Origin of the sequence: Nitrospira sp., from assembly GCA_030692565.1 — a bacterium.
GTDB lineage: Bacteria > Nitrospirota > Nitrospiria > Nitrospirales > Nitrospiraceae > Nitrospira_D.
Window position 1 is genome coordinate 1 of the sequence record JAUYAO010000001.1, and the last position, 15,947, is coordinate 15,947.

Below are 15,947 nucleotides of genomic sequence, written 5' to 3' on the forward strand. Positions count from 1 at the left end.
ATGCGTGAAAACATCCCGGCGCATGTACTTCGTCAAATCAAAGAGGAGATCGAAAATGCGTAAAGCCCAACAGAAACCTACCGGTCGTCAGCCCAAAGTGAATATTGGCGCCGAGCTACTCTCGTCGGTGCGTGAAATGAAGGCCGGTATCCGTGCTCGCGTCCATCGTCCCGAAATTTCAGAAGTCGCCCACGCTCGTTTGGTATCCGGGCTTTCTCAGGCAGCCTTTGCCGCACTGCTTGGAGTTTCTGTACGCACCCTTCAAGACTGGGAGCAAGGCCGTCGCGAACCATCCGGGGCGGCAAAAACCCTTTTCAAGGTTGCCGAGCGCCATCCGGAAGTTCTGCAAGAACTCGTTGCGTGAAGTGGTACGGCCCAACCCCCGCGGATGGTCCTCCGCCGGGGCCGTTAGGCTTGAAAACACGGGTGGGGTCATAAAACACGGGTGGGGTCATTGCTTGACGTTGCACTGCACCAGCGCTGCGGCAGAATCTCCTGCCCGAGCCCGGTCAAGACATCCGTCCGGTCGGTCTCGTGATGAACAATCGTCTGCTGGTCGTTGCCACGAGTGGTGAGGCGGGAGAGAACGCTCGGGTATTCCACGCGAAGGTGGCGAGCCATGAACGCGGAGTCTCGGGGGAGGGAGGTGCAAAGTCAAGCAATGACCCCATCTCTGCTCTTTGGGTCGTTAGACCGCTTCGGCACATACAAAACCACAGGAGTCCAGACATGACAAAGCCAGTACTTGCTCCGGCGTTCTGCCAAGTTGCCTGGGTCGTCAGAGACCTCGCGGCCGCCGAGAAGTTCTTCGTTGAAACGATGGGAATCAGCCGCTTCATGCACATGGACAACCTCGCCGCAAAGGACACCGAGGGCACTTATCTCGGGAAGCCCGGGAACTGGGTCTGCAACCTTCACATCGCCTACGCAGGAGACACCCAGATCGAACTGATCCAGCCTGTCTCGGGGGCCAGCATGTACCAGGAGTCACTTGATCGACATGGTGACGCCGTTCAGCACGTGGCGTACTGGCTGGACGATGCGGACTATGACGCCGCGGCCGCTCACCTGGAGTCCTCGGGCTATCCCCAGATTCAGAGCTTCCGGTTGCCCATCTTACGTGTCGGCTACTACGACACGCGTCGGGTTATTGGCGTCGTAACCGAGATTGTCGGTTCCACCGAAGCAGGCCATGAGCTCCGGCGCAATCTGAAGTCGGGTAACTTTTGAGAGAGTCGGGCAGCGGTCTAACAAGCCGCTGCAGCCGACGAGCGGCGCGAGGCATAGCGGTTTGGTGAAGGTCGCGTTTGCCGCTCGCGGCTGAGCGGCAGGTTAGATGGCTGAAGCGAATCCCATATCTAGGAGAAAATCTGATGAGTCAGCAAGCACAAAGCACAAACCAGGCCGATGTAGAGGCGATTAACAAGGTGCGCGAGGCGCATATCGCGGCACTCAACGATGGCGACGTGGACGCTTGGGTTGCGGCTTTTGCCGACGACGGCGTGCAGATGCCCCCCAATGCTCCGGCCAACCTCGGCAGCGAGCGCATCCGGGGGTGGTCGCAAGCCTTCTTGGCTCCTTTTCGTGTCCAGTTCACGCTCTTCGTCGATGAAGTTCGGGCGGCGGGTGGCTGGGCGTTTGAAAGGGGCACTTACAAAATCAACCTGACTCCCAAGGCCGGCGGTGAGCCTATTCAGGACATCGGGAAGTACATCACTGTCTACGAACGGCAACCCGCCGGTGCCTGGAAAATAGCCCGCGACATCTGGAACAGCAACAATCCACCATTCACCGGGAGGTGATCTATGCGATTTCTTGTCAAAGTGAACATCCCTGTCGAGGCCGGGAACGCGGCGGCGAAGGCCGGAAAACTCGGCACAACCATCCAGTCTATACTTGCGGATCTGAAGCCCGAGGCCGTTTATTTCACGGACGACAATGGTCAACGGACGGCCTTTCTTTTCCTCGAAATGCGGGACGCCTCTCAGATCCCAGCGATTGCCGAGCCGTGGTTCCTCGCGTTCAATGCGAGCATCGAGATTCATCCAGTGATGGTGCCGGATGATCTAGCCAAGGCCAGCAGTGCCATCGAAGCGGCGGTCAACAAGTACCGCTGACAGCTCGAACGCCATCTAACCAGCCGGTTCCAGCCGACTGGCAAAAAGCGCCAGCGCATGAACGGTTGGGGGCGTTGCTTGACTTTGTACTGCTCCAACCTCTGTGATTGTTGTCGTCTGAACAAAATCGATCTGAGGCCGTACGAAAAAGTATTTGTCGAAGTGCAAATTCAAGCAATGACCCCATTGCTTCATTGGAGCGTTGGGCGGCAATAAATCAGAACGGAGGGAGCGATGGAACCGATCTCTGAACCCGATAAGCCCCAACCCAAGGCACTCACCTCCTGGCCGAACGTGCTTTGGCTTGTGCTCTATCTCATCAATGTCGCGGCGATGTTGCCGAAGTATGGCCTTAGCATCGCAACGTTCGCCCGAAGCCTTGGCATCTGCATCATTCCGCTGATCCTGGGTATTGCATGGAATCTCACACGCGGAGACAACAAGGCACTGAAGTGGACCTTCGTATCGTTGACACTACTTTTTGTCCTAATATTTGCGGGGGCTCAGCTACAGATCGCGAGCGAGCATGGCAATTAACGTTGCCGCCCAACCCGTCGCTTCAGCCGAGAGTGAACGCCGGCGGCGTTCACTCTCCTCGCAGGCTCCGTTTCCTCGGCGCGGCTGAGCTCTACGTTAGGCAACTCAATCTTCGAGGAGTAAATATGCGAATTATTATTGCTGCATTTATCCCACTGGCACTGTCTGGGTGCGCAACAAATTCAGGCATCGTTGATCTCGGTGGAGGTAACTACGTCTATGCAAAAGAAGATGCATGGGCTTACAACGGAAACGCAACGAAAGTAGAAATTTTAAAAGAGGCCGCCGCATTCTGTACGAAGCAAGGAAAGCAAATGTCAGTACAAAGCTCGGATGCGAAACCTTATATGCCTTACTCTTCGTTCGCCGGTGCTGAAGTTCAATTCAGCTGCAAGTGATTCATCTGCCTAACCCTTCGGTCAACCGAACCTGCCTCCAGCAGGCCGGTTACCGCCAACGTTATGCAGTAGATCGGGAGTAGATATGGAAGCGAAAGACTACGTCTTGGCAGTCGGAGTAGCTGTCACTCTTCTCCTTGGCATATGGAATTTGCTTCAGGCTTATCGAACTACAAGAAAAACCAGCTTCATCAACACAGTTACGGGCCAACGCATCAAATGGATTGAACAGCTTCGACAAGATGTGGCTTCCTTCTGCGGCCTTACGCACACTTGGTGCATGTCAGAACTCGAAGGCAAACCGGAAGAAGCAGAAGTACTGAAAGAGCTGGATCGGTTACGGCACGTGATACGACTGCGCTTGAACCCCGACGACACATACGACCGAAAGATTGCTGCTTTTCTGAAAACCATTCCAGATTTGACACACTCTTCAAAGCGGAGAGAGCTATTGGCTGCACTTGAAGAACTTACATCGACAACGCAGCTCCTGATAAAGGAAGAATGGGAAAAAGTGAAAGCAGAGGCGAAAGATGGAGACCTCGCAGAGCGGAAGCGTCGAAATGCATAACAAACGCATCAAGTTCGCTTCCGTTGGTCGCCCGACTCGCAAAGAGCGATGCTCTTTGCTCGCGGCTTATGCACGTCGTTCGGCCTCATAAAATTTATCGAGAAAAGTTTTTCGCGCCACGCGAGCAACCTGAGTCGGTAGGAGGGAAGAAAAAAGTATCGGGAGGGCTTCATTCGAGGCTGCTCAAAAACGCCAGACATCTCACCCGCCCAACCCTGGCGCACCGAGACGCGCCAGGTCCCAAGCAAGGCCGCAGGAGTCAGTTCTGTTTCTTACTCGTCACGTACCACTCATCACACGTCACGGTCTTTACGGCTCCACTGTCACATCAACAAACGCCGGCAGGCTATCTGCGCCCTTCTTATCGGTTGCACGGAGTTTGAACCGATGCGTTCTTGGCTCTGACACCGTTGGGGCGAGGAAGGAAGGCATTGGCGCTGTGAAATGATTGGCTTACTGATCCGACCATGAAAGAGTGCGCAATTCGCCACTGGTAAAATAGCAAAATGCCTTGGTTTATAGGCATTGCAAGGAGCCAAGCACGCACTATTTAGTGACCGTCTCAGTAATGTGTAACCGGTGAGTTGTGGGCGTATAAATTAGCGGCATGGTTTTAGCTTAAGGGGCATCGATGGAGGTGCCCTATGGGAGACAATGCCGTTGTTCTCAAGCTGCTCGGGCCGTTGCTGGGAGAAGCCACGCTCGAAGACATTCAGTATCACTTGTACGCGCTCCAAAAGATCATGGCCGGGTCAAGAGGCCGTTAATGCCGGGCATGTCATTCCACATGATGATGTGATGCGTGAGCCGGCCGGAGGGTTCGCATAGCCTGGTCTCTCGGGTCAAATCTTGATATAAGAGAGTCATTCAGCTCGTCAGCTTGCCGCCAGATCGCTATGTCGAAGGCCTAAGGTAAAGAGAATACAGTGAAGTGCACCAGGTACTTCGAGTTCATTCGTCAACGGCCTGACCGTGCTGTCATTCGTGATGAATGGATCGAGCGGGTGATTAAGAGCCCCGTAAAGGAAATGGTGCAGCAGGATGGACGTATTCGGCGCTGGGCGCCGATTGAAGAGATGGAAAACCGATTTTTGCGAGTGGTTTTGCTGCCGGATCGTGAGACGGTGCATAATGTGTTCTTTGACCGGAGATTTAAGCTATGACCATCAAGTACTTTCAAGACACCGATACCCTCCATATCGAGTTTCGATCTGCTGAGGTCGCTGAGACGAGAGATTTGGATGAAAACACCCAACTCGATCTGGATAAGGAAGGCAATATCTGCGCGATGACGATCGAGCATGCCCGGGATCGCGCGGATATTCCTCATTTCTCTTTCGAGCAGATTGCAGCTTAAGCAGGAAGGGGGAGGCGGTCGAGCCTGACGGTCGGGCCCTTCCAGCAACTAGAAAAGGCCTGATTCTAGGGCGCTCAAAAAGGCCATCCAGCAAGGCCGCAGGAGTCAGCTCTATTTCTTGCTCGTCACGTATCACTCATCACACGTCATGGTCTTTACGGCTCGACCACCACATCAACAAACGCCGGCAGGCTATCTGCCCCCTTCTTATCCGTCACGCGTAACTTGAATCGATAGGTGCGTGGTTCAGAGACGTGGGGAGCTTGGAAGGAGGCTTCGGGGCCGTTCACATCCAGGAGAGGTACTTTGCTGCCGCGGATCTGGCTCCACGAATAGTAGAGCGCTTCGCCTTCCGCATCGCGGCTGTTCAACCCGCTCAGCTTCACTTTCGTTCCAGCCTTCACCGTTTTGTTCTTGCCTGCATCAGCGACCGGCGGTTCATTCGGATCGTCGTTCACGGTCACATGGATGTCGAGCGATGCCTGCTTGCCGCGATTGGTCACGGTTAGAATTGTTTTGCCGTTGCCGACGATCTGCAGAATCCCACCGCTCAGGACCTTGATGACGGCGGGGTTGGCGCTCAGGTAGCTCGTGCCGCTGGCCGGTGAGGCGAGCGGCCGCACGATCCCGTCGGCGAACTCGCCGACGACGGGGAGTTCAAACACCTTGCCCAGCGAATCGACATGGCCGAAGGCCGATGACTGCCCTGTGCGTCCCAGTTGCAGCGGCTTGTCCGTCTCGAAGTCGATCGTCTGCAGGGCCGCTTCCGGCTCGACCTTCACAATGACTTCGTCGAACACGGTGCGAGTTCCCAAACGTCCGCGTGAAATTTCTGCGACGGCCAGCAGGCGCATCGGTCCGATCGCTTCCTGCGGAACTTTCAGGGAACCGCCGAACGGCGGCGTTTGGTCCGAACTGGAGGAGAGGGCGGCGACGGCGACCACCGGGGCGTCGGAGATACTGTCTTTCCGGGAGAAGCGATCGTCGCTCAGCTTGTCTTGCTGAGGCATGATCGAGGCGTCGGAGTCGTCTTGTTGTACAAGGGTCTCGGCTTGTTCTCCGTACCAGTAGTAACGGACCTTCACGATGCCGCTATCTGCACCCAGATCAACTGTGACGGTGACGGCTTGACCGGATTTCAGCGTGGCGCCGTCGGCAGGAGATTGAATCTTGAAGGCCCATGCCTGTCCTGACTGTGCGCTGATGAGCAGGATGAGCGCGAAGAATGAGACGGCTAGCCCGCTCATTTCACGTTTCACGTCTAAGGTCTCACGCCCCACGGTCACCTCGTCAGGTGGAACGGCACGTCGGTTAAGACGACTCGATCTTTGAACAGCAGCGCGGCTTTGAGCATCAAGGCTCGCTGATTATGCAGGATATTTTGCCACCAGCGGGCGGGGAGAATTTCGGGGATCACCACAGTGACCCAGGTATCCGGTTCCTTTTCGAGAATTTCTTCGATGTAGTCGAGCAGGGATCCGAGGACGGAACGATAGGGAGAGGGGAGGGCGATGAGGTGCACGCCGCACCCCCATTGGGCCCACTGGATTTCAATCTTGGCGGTTTCTTCGGGGTCGAGGTCGACGAGCACGGCCCGCACTTCTCCGGGACGGCTGCGGGCATAGTCGACGGCGCGCACGACGGCGCGGTTCACGCCGCTGATGGGGAGCACCACGATATTGCGACGCGGCATGGGAGGCCGGGCTCCCCGGCGGTCCAGGGTAATTTGTTCCGACACGGCTTTGTAGTGTGAACGGATGCCGCGGAACATCAGAATAAAGAGCGGAATGAGTACGATGACAATCCAGGCCCCGTGCGAGAATTTAGTGCTGGCAATGATGAGGGTGGCGATGGCGGTGGCGATGGCGCCGATGCCATTGATGGCGAGTTTCGTTTGCCAATGGGGTCCCCGCTTGATGAGCCAGCGTCGAACCATCCCGGCTTGAGAAAGCGTGAAGGAGAGAAATACGCCGACGGCATACAGCGGAATCAAGGCATGGGTGTCGCCCTGAAACAGCACAATCAAAAAGCAGGAGAGGACGCCCAGGATGATGACCCCATTTGAAAAGACCAGGCGATCGCCCATGACGGCCATCTGGTGCGGCATGAAACTGTCCCGCGCCAGTAGCGAGGCGAGGCGGGGGAAGCCCGCAAAGGCGCTGTTCGCAGCCAGAATCAAAATGGTCATGGTTGCGGCTTGAACCAAATAGTAAAACGCACCGTCGCCGAAGATGGCGCGGGCGACTTGTGAGATGACGGTCTCGTCCTCTTTGGGGATCACGCCGAGATGATAGGCCAACGTGCTGATTCCCATAAAGAGCGTCCCGAGCACGACCGCCATTGTGACCATCGTGATGGCGGCATTCTTGGGTTCGGGAGCCCGAAATGCGGAGACGCCATTTGAAATCACCTCGACGCCGGTCAGTGCGGTACATCCGGAAGAGAAGGCACGGAGAAGCAGGAAAATCGACAGCGATTCGACGGCTGTTTGCCCGGCGAGGTCAGGCGCGACCACCGGGGTGAGGTGGCCGGAAAGCAGTTGGATGCCGCCGATGCCCAGCATGAGCACGAGGGTTCCGATGAACAGATAGGTGGGAATCGCGAAGAACTTTCCCGATTCCCGCACCCCGCGGAGATTTACCAGCAGGACCATCGTGATGGCAAAGACGCCCAGTGCCGTACGATGGGGGAACAGGCTGGGGAACGCGGACGTGATCGCGGCGATGCCTGCGGCTACGCTGACGGCGACCGTGAGGACATAATCGATCATCAGCGAGGCTGCCGCGGTCAATCCTGGCCACTCGCCCAGGTTCGATTTCGAAACAATATAGGCGCCGCCGCCTCCGGGGTACTCGAAGATGATTTGTGAGTATGACAGCGTCAGGATTGCCAGCAGGAGCACGATCATCAGACTGATCGGGATTGAAAGATGGGCCAGCGCGATACTGACCGGCACCAAGACGAGGAGAATCTCTTCGGTCGCGTAAGCTACGGATGAGAGGGCGTCCGATGAAAAGACGGCCAGTGCGAGCGTTTTCGAGAGCCGTTCGTGCGCCGCTTGCGCTGTCTTCAGAGGATCGCCGACCAGCCAACGTTTCCAGAGCATGCGCGCATTATCGCACAACCGGCAGGAGGAAGGAAAAGACGCGGGGGCGGGCTGGTTGAAGGCCGAGGCCGAGAGCTATGGCTGGCCGTAAGTCGCTCCGAGGGCGTAGCCGTCTCGACAGTCCTCGCAATGGGACTGAGCAAAGACGACCTACTTGGCATGGAGGTTGTGTCGGGTGACGTAGGCCTGGAGCTGGGTCCAGACGCTTGTATGGCCGGCGTCAGTACTGTGGTCATAGACTCGTCGGCAGAGCTCGCACATGGGGACAATTCGAGTGGGGGGCTCAGGCATGATGGGCTTGCTCACTCTTCAGGGATCGTGATCACTGCTGACGTGAAAGGGTTGGGAGCGTTGCAGGGTGCTGAATCCGTTCGCCGCGCAGGATTCGGGTCAGCAGGCTGGTCAGGTCACTGGTCCGTTGTTTGACAAGAAAGCCCGAGGCCCCTGCCTCAAAAGCGGCCTCGGCATAGGCAGTGTCGTCATGGGTTGAAAAGAAGACGATCTTGGTTGCCGGGAGTTCCCGGGAGAGCTGCCGACTTGCGGCTAAGGCGTCCCCGAACGAGGGCGTGAAATCGAGGAGGGCCAGAGCCGGCTTGTAATGGTGTGCGGCCAGCACTAGTGATTCGCTGTCCATCACGCTGGCGACCACGTCAAAGGCGCTATTCACCAAGGCCTCTGTGAGGGCCAGCATAGCGCGCGATGAATCACCGATAATCATGGCGGGGCGAATGGGTGATGTCACGATCCCGGCTCCCTCGGTTTCGGCCTGTCACGAGGGAGGAACTATAGAAGGAAAACGGGGGGATGGCACCAGTAAGACTACGAGGGTGCCGGGGGAAAATTACCAAGGAGGCTGGGGGCAGATATCGTCTACGACAGGCGTGCCAGCCCGTTTGTCAGAGCAAACTTAATCAGTTCAACGGTGCTATGAAGACCCAGTTGTTGCATGAGTTGGGCTTTGTGGAACTCGACCGTTCGATGCGAAATATTCAGTTTGCTGGCGATATCTTTCGCTGAATGGCCGTCAACAATGAGCTGCAAGACTTCCTGCTGTCGCGCGGTCAGTTCAACGAGAGGCGGTTGGTCATGGCTCAGCGCGCCGTCGACCACATCTTTGGCAATCAGTGGGGTCACATAGGGCTGTCCCCGCAGCACGGTGTGGAGGGCCTGAGTCAATTCGGCGCCCAGAGATTGCTTGAGGAGATAGCCGCAGGCCCCGGCTTGAAAGGCCGCGCGAACGTAGGCGGGATCCGCATGCATCGTCACAAACACTAGCTTCGTCGAGGGAAACTTGGACTTTAGGGCGCGGGCCGCTTCGATGCCGTTCATCACCGGCATAGAAATGTCCAGGATGACGATATCGGGACGATGCTGCGCCACGGCCTGCAAGAGGGCCTGTCCATCTCCGACGGTCGCCAGGAGTTCGCAGTGGGTTTCGAGGAGGCGACGAAAGCCCTCGAGTACCAGCGTGTGGTCGTCGGCGAGGATGACAGTCGGTTTCTTCATGGAGAAAGAGGCTCGGACAACGGGAGGTGCACGTGGATCTCTGTGCCTTGCCCTGGCTGAGACTGTACGCGAGACGTTCCGCACAATGCCAGTGCCCGCTCGCGTAGGTTGAAGAGGCCGAGGCCCTGTCGTTCGTGTTGGGCGGCATCGACCTCGAACCCGACGCCATTATCGCGAACCGTGAGATCGAGCTCTCGCCCGCTGCTGAAGAGTTCCACTTCCACGCACGTGGCCTTGGCATGGCGGGTGATATTCGAGAGGCATTCCTGGACGATTCGGTAGACGGCTGTGGCAATCGCTTTGGACGGCGAGGTGCTGAATGGAGGATTGACGAGCAAGGTCTTGATCCTCGTTCGGTGGGTAAAGTCGTCGAGCAGACGCTGCAGTGCCGCGTCCAGGCCGAGATCGTCCAATATCGAGGGGTGAAAGCGATAAGCCATGTGTCGGACGTCGTTCGAGAGGGTAAGAATGTCCTCCTGGTTTTGATGCAGGGTGGTGCGGACCGATTCGGGCAGGGTGTGTTCAGGCTGTTCCAGCGTCCGAAGACCGAGGGCCAGCATCGCGAGCCGCTGATTGATATCGTCATGTAAGTCGTGCGCAATGCGCCGCCGTTCTTCGTCCTGCACGGTCAGGAGGCGGCTGGTCAGGGCGCGCAGTTCTTCCTGCGTCTGGCGAAGTGCCAGCTCCTTTGCGGCAATTTCAGCCGTACGGCTCTGCACCCGGGTTTCCAGCGATTCATTGACGCGCCGGAGCAGTGTTTCCGTCTGCCGGCGTTGGGCGAGGAACAGGATTGGCGCCCATATGGCGACTAGGCTGAAGGTCCGGTTCGACAGGGCCACCCACAGAGGGACCCCTGGAATCGATGGGCTGAGCCACGCGCCGACGATGGCGAGGGCAGAGCATCCCGCGGCGGTCACGATGGGAAGCCGGGGTGACGGGCTGAGTGCGGCAAGAAATACTACGCCTGCATAGAGCACGGCGTTCGCGACTCCCAATGGCAGTAAGAGATCGAGGCCAAAGAGCGCAAGGCTGCCCCCAATGATTAGAACGTGAAGCAGCTGCGGCGTCATGACATTCTGTCTGTCCTACCGGGGTCAGTGGGCGTGGAAGTCCGTGGATCGCAACGCATTATGCGAGGGTGACGGGCGGCGCAGCAAGTAGGCGTGAGGTAGATCGACTGCAGGAAACGGTGGAGGGGAAGAGGGGGGATAGATTCCGAACGGTACGGGCAGTGGAAATGAAGAGCAGGTGAGGCAATCGGCCCCATTTTGATCGCTGAACTGTCCAAGGGGGTTGACAGAGAATCGGGAGTTCAGTATCGTGCGGCCTCCTTTAGGCGGACGAGTCACTTTCGTCCGAGATACGAAATTTTTCGTTACCGTTTTGTGTGTATTTTGGTTCTCTGGTCCTGTTTTACATAGGTTCATCATAATAACAAGGAGGCCGGTCCATGTTATCTCACACGCCACGGGTATGTGTGCCTACCCGTATGCTTGGCGCCATGGCAGCGGTAGCCCTATTGTGGGCGCCGCTGGCATCAGCCGAGACTGTCACTCCCGCAGGTCATGCGGCTCCGAAAGTCGCGATGACTCACCAGCTCCCCGCCTGGGCGGAGCAACTCAAAGGTCAGACAATCGTCGAAGACGCCATGTCCGGAAGGGGCGAGCGGTCCTCGATGGTCGAGCAGCAGCACCAGCGCATCATGGAACACATGAACCATGATCCGCAGGTTCAGGGCGTCAACACCGGTATGTACAACACCCAGTCGATGATGCACCAATACGGAGCGGGCGGACAGGACATGTTGTTGGTGTCCGATCCCCGCATTGAGCCGGTGGCGATGGTGGGCGGCGGCAAGTGCCCCGCAACCGCCCCGGTGAAGCAGTACAACGTATCTGCGATCAACGTCGAGATCACGCTGAATCAGTGGCTCGATTTTTATCCCGGCTACATGTACGTGCTGGATGAGAACCTGGACAAGGTCCGCGCGGAAGAAGCGACGAATAAGGCCGCGCGCGACAAGGAAGGGTTCGATCCCGGAGCCATCATTCCCGGCGTGCAGGCCCAGTGGATTCAACCGTTGACCATCCGCGCCAACCAGGGCGATTGCGTCAAGATCAAGCTGAGCAACAAGCTCGAAGGCGGCGAAGAAGTCAGCCTTCATATCCATGGGTCCTCCATGGTGGTGAGCGCGACGGGCGCCGCCGCCACCACGACCAACTCGGATACGATTGTCGCCAAGGACAAGAGCGGCGATTACGAGTGGTATATCCACCCGAACACCCAGGAAGGTGTCCGTCAGTTCCATACGTTCAGCAACGATCGCGAGCTGACCGTCATGGGCATGTTCGGTTCCTTCGTCGTGGAGCCCCGCGGCTCGTCCTATTGGGAAGCGCTCGGCAGCGGCGATGCGACTCCGGCCTCCAGCGGCTGGCAGGTCATGATCAAGAACGGGACGGGTCCGGACTTCCGCGAGTTCGTCCTCTACTACCATGAAGTCGGCGATGAAGCGTTCCGCCCCTTGAATAAGAAGGGCGACTTCCTCCCGCAGCGCGATCCGTTGACGGACGCCTATCGTCCCGGTGGCCGCGCGATCAACTATCGCAGCGAGCCGTTCGGCATCAACAACATGCACGTGCAGCATGAGTACTTCGGCTTTGAAGACGAGTCGATGGGCTACAGCTCCTATACGTTCGGCGACCCGTCGCCGACGATTCCTCGTTCCTACATCGGTGACCCGGCCAAGTTCCGCCTGGTGCACGGTGGATCGGAAGTGTTCCACAGCCACCATCCGCACGGAGGCACGATCCGGTGGCCGCGCAGCCCGCGGGCAATCGATGACATGAACCTCTGGGCGACCAGCACTAACGGCCCGGTCAAGTACCCGGTCATTCGTGCCAAGACCGATCGTGTCGACGTGGAAGTCATCGGGCCGTCAGAAGCCCTCGACCTGGAAACCGAGTGCGGTTCCGGTCTCTGCCAGCAGTTGGCGGGCGACTTCTTGTTCCATTGCCACGTGGCACACCACTATGTCGCAGGCATGTGGGGCTACTGGCGCGTGTACAACACGATCCAACAGGGTGATCTGCGGAACGACGTGATGCCGGATCTCCGTGAGTTGCCGGATCGCAAGGGCCGGATCAAGACTCCGATCGCTTCCGACAAGCTGATCGGTCAGACTGTGGACTGGTTCGGCAAGCAGTTCACGATCACCGATAAGGGGAAGAGCAATTGGAAGGGTAACCCGGCCGTCATCAATATCAAGGATTGGGTTGCCATGCAGATGCCCACGATGGGTAAGCCTGGCCACAAAGATGATGAGAAGGGCCAGACTCAGTCGTACGATGCCACCGTCCTCGATTGGGCGTGGAACGGCAACGTGGCGATGAGCGAAAAGGAAAGCGAGATCGACAATCCCAAGTACAAGTCCACGCATCCGGGCAAGCGGCATCCGATCATGTTCGAGCCGTTGACCGGCAAGGTGGCGTGGCCGCATCTCACGCCGCATTTCGGTCGGCGCGTGATGTTCTCGCCGAACCACGTCGGCGCGCCCTGGCTGGAAATGATCCGCCGGGATGCCAACGGTGAAGAGAGTGTCGATCAGGCGCTTCCCGGTGAAAACGGCGTGTGGAGCCTCTGCCCGGAGAATGCCGGACGGAAGAGCTACAACGTCCACTTCGTGAAGATGCCGATCAAGATTGCAAAGGCGCAAGGGAAAGAGCCGCCGGTCATCGATCCGAACGGCTTGATCTATGTGCTCCATGAAGAAGAAGCGGCAGTCCGCGCCAACGACGATCTGAAGTATCCGTTGGTGGTCCGCGGCAATATCTATGATTGCTTGGACTGGACGCTGACCAGCGAGTGGGACGACGACGACTACACGAACTTCCAGTCCTCGAAGATCAACACGCACTGGCATTTCCTGCAGTTCGACAACCAGGCGTCGGACGGCGTCATCACCGGCTTCTCGTACGAGCAGTCGGTCCGCCCGTTCACGATGCTGGAGAAGAAGAACAAGAAGGGCCTTCCGGCCCCGATGAACACGGTGTTGACGGGCGCGGTCAAGAAGGGCGCGACCAGCCTCTCCGTGAAGAACGCCAAGCAGTACCATGTCGGGACGCTCATCATGGTGGGCGCCGACAACGTGAAGGGCAATGAAATCTCCCGCATCAAGGCGATCAACGGCAACCAGATCGTTTTGGCGAGGGGCTTGAAGAACGACCATCCGGCGAACGACATCATCACGGTGGAATTCGTCCGGCAGCGGTTCTGGGTCGATGCGGACGTGGGAACCGTGTTCTGGCACGACCATGCGTTCGGTGCGACCACCTGGCCGCACGGCGGGTTCGGCACCTTCATCGCCGAGCCGGTCGGTTCGACCTATCATGATCCGAAGAGCGGCAAGGACATCCGGAGCGGCCCCATCGCCGACATCCGGACCGTCGAGCCGGTGGGTCATGGCGTGAACAACAGCTTCCGTGAATTGATGGTGCAAGTGCACGACACCGTGCCCCACACCGTCAACGTCGTGACCGCGGGCAATCCTCCCGGGCAGCCGATCGAAGTGGCGCTCGAGGCCGGAAAGACCGTGTCGTTCATGATGCCGGAAAAGATCTACATGACGCCGATGCCGTTCCTGAACGGTGGTACGCACACCACCGGCAGCGGTCTGAACTTCCGGGCCGGTCCCATCGCGCAGCGGTTGGCGACCAATCCGGATTCGTCGCAGATCTTCAACAGCAGCATCCACGGCGATCCCTATACGCCGACCCTGCGGGCCTATGTGGGAGACACGATGGTGTTCCGTCTCCTCCATACCCTCATGAACGAGTCGATGGTTTGGACCTTGTCCGGCCACACGTTCTTGACGGAGCGCTATGCGGGTGACGCCAACCGGAAGAATTCGATTCATATCGGGATTGCCGAGCGCTACGACCTCGTGGTGCCGCAAGCCGGTGGATCGCGTTTCCAGGCGGGCGACTACATTCACTTCAACGGCCGGTCTTCAAAGTTCTCCGAAGGCGGCTGGGGCATCATTCGTGTCTATGACAAGGAACAGGCCGATCTGAAGAAGCTCACGTCGGGCTTCTCCGGCAAGGGCGAAATCCCGAAGGCATTGCCGGTCTGTCCGGCTGATGCTCCGGTGAAGTCGTTCAACGTGGTCGCATTGGATTTCCCATCCATGAAGTTCAACGCGAAGGCGCCTGAGACCATCGAAGTGGACTTCGAGCGCAAGATTCTCATGACCAATCCCGACGCGAAGATCTTTGCCTTGGAAGAAGATACCGCCAAGGTGGCAAGCGGCGCGCAGCCGATGCCGCTGACTCTTCGTGTCAACGTCGGTGATTGCGTGAAAGTGAACCTGAAGAACAAGATGAAGGAAAGCAAGGCGTCCTTCTCGGCCATCGGCTTGGCCTTCGATCCGAAGGAATCGATGGGCGCCAATATCGGCAATAACCCCGGCGATCAGACGATCGCTCCGGGCGCCGAGCGGACCTATACGTACTATGCGGATCCCTTTAACGGTGAAACGACCTCGTTGGTCTGGGATTGGGGCAATGTGATGACCAATCCGCGCAACGGGCTGTTCGGCGCCATTGTGGTGGGTCCGAAGGGTGCGAAGTATCGCGATCCGAAGACCGGTGCCGACCTCTCGACCAAAAATGCCTGGGCGGCCGACGTGATCCTCGATCACTCGATGCCCGGGATGGAGAATCGGCCGAACTATCGTGACGTGGCGTTGTTCTTCCAGGACGAAGACAACATCATCGGCACGAGCTTCATGCCTTATGTGCAAAATGTGGCCGGTTTGACCGGTGTGAACTATCGGTCCGAACCCTACAAGTTCCGGGAAGAGCAGGGGTGTTCGTTGGGCAAGGTGTTCCAGCCTTGCAAAGCCGACAAGCCTGAGGATCCGGCAACGCCTCTCATTGAGGCGCATGCGGGCGATCCTGTCCGGATTCACATTCTGGGTGTGAGCAACGAACAGAACGGGATGTTCAGCGTGGAAAAGCATGAGTGGCCGATTGAGCCGTTCATGCGCGGCGCTGACCAGATCAGTGTCGTGGAGTTCTCCGGTTCCGAGACGATTGATGCCTTTATCCCCTCGGCAGGCGGTCCGTACCGTCAGCCAGGCGACTACGTATACAGCAACCAGCGGTTGCCGTACTCGCAGTCCGGCCAGTGGGGCTATGTGCGGGTGTTGCCGTCCGGTGACCAGCGGTTGTTGCCGCTGCACGGGACTGGCGCCGGGATGAAGAGTGCATCGGTTGGACAGCCGATGCAGGTGATCCCGGTCGCAGCGAAGTAACCTCTTTTCTCCTACGTTCAGTAGGAATGAGGGATGAGATGGAAG

At 57.9% G+C, this 15,947-nt stretch carries 16 protein-coding genes; 11 read left to right on the plus strand and 5 right to left on the minus strand.

Features of this window, described 5'->3' with window-relative positions; all coding sequences use genetic code 11:
- The 10 genes from Q8N04_00005 to Q8N04_00050 all read left to right on the plus strand — a co-directional run.
- The coding region (locus Q8N04_00005) for a helix-turn-helix domain-containing protein (GenBank protein MDP3089036.1) at positions 1-364 on the plus strand (364 nt) is incomplete at its 5' end.
- Between the two features lie 365 nt (positions 365-729).
- Positions 730-1,230, plus strand: a complete 501-nt coding sequence (locus Q8N04_00010; GenBank protein ID MDP3089037.1) for a VOC family protein — start codon at positions 730-732, stop codon at positions 1,228-1,230.
- Between the two features lie 143 nt (positions 1,231-1,373).
- Complete coding sequence (locus Q8N04_00015; GenBank protein MDP3089038.1) at positions 1,374-1,802, plus strand: DUF4440 domain-containing protein; 429 nt, start codon at positions 1,374-1,376, stop codon at positions 1,800-1,802.
- 3 nt (positions 1,803-1,805) lie between these two features.
- Complete coding sequence (locus Q8N04_00020; GenBank protein ID MDP3089039.1) at positions 1,806-2,117, plus strand: hypothetical protein; 312 nt, start codon at positions 1,806-1,808, stop codon at positions 2,115-2,117.
- Between the two features lie 234 nt (positions 2,118-2,351).
- Positions 2,352-2,654: a hypothetical protein gene (locus Q8N04_00025; GenBank protein MDP3089040.1), complete on the plus strand. Its 303-nt coding sequence runs from the start codon at positions 2,352-2,354 to the stop codon at positions 2,652-2,654.
- 125 nt (positions 2,655-2,779) lie between these two features.
- Entirely contained in the window at positions 2,780-3,052 is a 273-nt protein-coding gene (locus Q8N04_00030) for a hypothetical protein (protein ID MDP3089041.1), read from the plus strand.
- Between the two features lie 85 nt (positions 3,053-3,137).
- Positions 3,138-3,623: a hypothetical protein gene (locus tag Q8N04_00035; GenBank protein ID MDP3089042.1), complete on the plus strand. Its 486-nt coding sequence runs from the start codon at positions 3,138-3,140 to the stop codon at positions 3,621-3,623.
- Between the two features lie 644 nt (positions 3,624-4,267).
- On the plus strand, positions 4,268-4,390 hold the full coding sequence (locus Q8N04_00040; protein ID MDP3089043.1) for a hypothetical protein: 123 nt from the start codon (positions 4,268-4,270) through the stop codon (positions 4,388-4,390).
- Between the two features lie 159 nt (positions 4,391-4,549).
- A complete protein-coding gene (locus Q8N04_00045) occupies positions 4,550-4,786 on the plus strand; it encodes a hypothetical protein (protein MDP3089044.1) in 237 nt (78 codons plus the stop codon).
- Positions 4,783-4,980: a DUF2283 domain-containing protein gene (locus tag Q8N04_00050; protein MDP3089045.1), complete on the plus strand. Its 198-nt coding sequence runs from the start codon at positions 4,783-4,785 to the stop codon at positions 4,978-4,980. Before Q8N04_00045 ends, Q8N04_00050 begins: the two co-directional genes overlap by 4 nt.
- Positions 4,981-5,135: 155 nt before the next feature.
- On the opposite strand, the gene Q8N04_00055 is transcribed toward Q8N04_00050, so the two are convergent.
- The 5 genes from Q8N04_00055 to Q8N04_00075 all read right to left on the minus strand — a co-directional run bounded on the left by Q8N04_00055 (position 5,136) and on the right by Q8N04_00075 (position 10,662).
- Positions 5,136-6,239, minus strand: coding sequence for a PKD domain-containing protein (locus Q8N04_00055; GenBank protein MDP3089046.1), 1,104 nt, complete (start codon positions 6,237-6,239; stop codon positions 5,136-5,138).
- A 23-nt stretch (positions 6,240-6,262) separates the two neighbouring features.
- Positions 6,263-8,086, minus strand: a complete 1,824-nt coding sequence (locus tag Q8N04_00060; GenBank protein MDP3089047.1) for an APC family permease — start codon at positions 8,084-8,086, stop codon at positions 6,263-6,265.
- A 322-nt stretch (positions 8,087-8,408) separates the two neighbouring features.
- A complete protein-coding gene (locus Q8N04_00065) occupies positions 8,409-8,828 on the minus strand; it encodes a response regulator (protein MDP3089048.1) in 420 nt (139 codons plus the stop codon).
- A 128-nt stretch (positions 8,829-8,956) separates the two neighbouring features.
- The gene (locus Q8N04_00070) at positions 8,957-9,592 is read right to left on the minus strand and encodes a response regulator transcription factor (protein ID MDP3089049.1); all 636 of its coding nucleotides are present in this window, start codon (positions 9,590-9,592) and stop codon (positions 8,957-8,959) included.
- The gene (locus Q8N04_00075; GenBank protein ID MDP3089050.1) at positions 9,589-10,662 is read right to left on the minus strand and encodes a sensor histidine kinase; all 1,074 of its coding nucleotides are present in this window, start codon (positions 10,660-10,662) and stop codon (positions 9,589-9,591) included. Before Q8N04_00075 ends, Q8N04_00070 begins: the two co-directional genes overlap by 4 nt.
- A gap of 380 nt (positions 10,663-11,042) precedes the next feature.
- Here Q8N04_00075 and Q8N04_00080 point away from each other — a divergent pair, with 380 nt between their 5' ends.
- Positions 11,043-15,902: a multicopper oxidase domain-containing protein gene (locus tag Q8N04_00080; protein MDP3089051.1), complete on the plus strand. Its 4,860-nt coding sequence runs from the start codon at positions 11,043-11,045 to the stop codon at positions 15,900-15,902.
- The last annotated feature ends 45 nt before the right edge of the window (positions 15,903-15,947 follow it).